The organism is Achromobacter sp. 413638, assembly GCF_043119405.1.
Lineage (GTDB): Bacteria > Pseudomonadota > Gammaproteobacteria > Burkholderiales > Burkholderiaceae_B > Achromobacter.
Genome location: NZ_JBICCO010000179.1, coordinates 1 through 718 on the forward strand (window position 1 = coordinate 1; position 718 = coordinate 718).

Genomic DNA, 718 nt, shown 5'->3' on the forward strand with positions numbered 1-718 from the left:
AGTCGCGGACAGCGTCATGTCCTTGCCGGCCAGACTGGTGCCGGCGTGTTGCAGCGTGCCGGCCGTCAGCGTCAGGCTGCCCGGCTGGCTCAGCTTGCCATCGGCGTCCACGCCCGCCACGAAGCGGCCGGCGTTGTTCAGCAGGCCCGGCGTGCGGGCTTGCAGGTCGCCGCCCGCCAGCACCGAGCCGGTGTTGGCCAGCGTTGTTCCTGCGTAGAGGTCGGCCCGTCCGCTGGCGAAGGCGACGCCCGCGTTGTTCAGCGTGCCGCCCGCGTCCAGGGCCAGCGCCGCGCCGGATTGCAGCCGGCCATCGGTGGTGATGAAGAGGTCGCGCGCGGCGTTGACCGAGAGCTTGCCGGTCTGCGTGCCAATCACGCCGCCCAGCCGGGCATCGGCGCCGGCGCGCAGGCTCAGATCCTTGCCTGCCGAGGCCGAGCCCAGCGCCTGCAACGCGCCGCCGGCGGTGGCGGTGAGCGTGCCGTCCGCCTGTTGGCGCGAGGCCGCGCCCAGGATCAGGTCGCCGCGCGTGGCCGTCAAGGTCAGGTCGCCCTTCAAGGCGGCGGCAGTGCCGTCGATCGACAGGCCATCTCCCGCGCTCAGCGTCTGGTCGCGGCCGGCCAGCGCGCGGCCGGCGATCTGCATCGAACCGGCGGCGGTGGCGGTCTGGGTGTCGGCGGCCTGCACCAGGCCCTTGTCCGCGACGGTGATGTTCCGACCG

General features: G+C 73.8%; 1 protein-coding gene. It reads right to left on the reverse strand.

Features of this window, described 5'->3' with window-relative positions; translation table 11 throughout:
• On the reverse strand, nt 1-718 hold a 718-nt coding region (locus ACEU5R_RS31955), incomplete at both ends, for a hypothetical protein (RefSeq protein ID WP_392413930.1).